This window comes from Gilliamella sp. B2717 (assembly GCF_026536675.1).
Lineage (GTDB): Bacteria > Pseudomonadota > Gammaproteobacteria > Enterobacterales > Orbaceae > Gilliamella > Gilliamella apicola_I.
On sequence record NZ_JAFNNQ010000049.1, the window covers coordinates 1 to 594 of the forward strand.

At 29.0% G+C, this 594-nt stretch carries 2 protein-coding genes and 1 pseudogene; all 3 read right to left on the bottom strand.

Annotation, left to right across the window (positions count from 1 at the left end):
- Nucleotides 1-146: cyclic-phosphate processing receiver domain-containing protein (locus J3U35_RS11620; protein ID WP_416380688.1), on the bottom strand; the 146-nt coding region annotated here is incomplete at its 3' end.
- A gap of 6 nt (nucleotides 147-152) precedes the next feature.
- Entirely contained in the window at nucleotides 153-383 is a 231-nt protein-coding gene (locus J3U35_RS06495) for a hypothetical protein (RefSeq protein ID WP_267352117.1), read from the bottom strand.
- A pseudogene (locus tag J3U35_RS06500) lies at nucleotides 373-594 on the bottom strand (hypothetical protein); the annotation flags it as partial. The gene J3U35_RS06495 and the pseudogene J3U35_RS06500, both read right to left, overlap by 11 nt.

A 594-nucleotide genomic window follows, 5' to 3' on the forward strand; every position in this document is an offset into this window, starting at 1 on the left:
GTACCTCTTTTATCATCCCCTAAATCATGATCTAAACTAATTTCTTCTACAAAACCAGTTTTTAATAAATTTATCATTTCATCAGGCCAATATACTTGAATCCATCCATTTGGAGGCTTTCGAATATCATCTAAAAATATTTTCATAATTATTCAATAATTAGATAAAGAATCATAATATGCTATTAACTCTTCAAGCAATAAATCAAGTTCCGCACCATCTTTTCTGAAAAAACCATCTTTTAACTTACCTCCCGATAAAACAACAGAATAGAAATTATCTTTACTCCGTTGACCATCTAACTTAATAATAACGGATGCACCATCTTCTGCTATCGCTTCAATATTTTTCCAATAACACTCTAATTTAAAATTATTTTTCATATTTTAAAGCCCTTGATATATCTTCAATTTCTCTTAATTTTCCGGTTGCTACATCATCTATTACTTTTCGAATTTGTACAGGTGACAAATTCATATTATTTTTATTTACTAATTGTTCAACAACTGTTTGTGCAGTGCGTTTGTTACCATCATTAAATAAATGTCGCCCTGCAATATCCCTTATAGCTACAGCAATTTTGTCATAAAAATT

What these genes read in the sequence shown, in the direction of transcription:
- J3U35_RS06495 (WP_267352117.1), bottom strand. Translation starts at nt 383, where the DNA reads ATGAAAAATAATTTTAAATTAGAGTGTTATTGGAAAAATATTGAAGCG.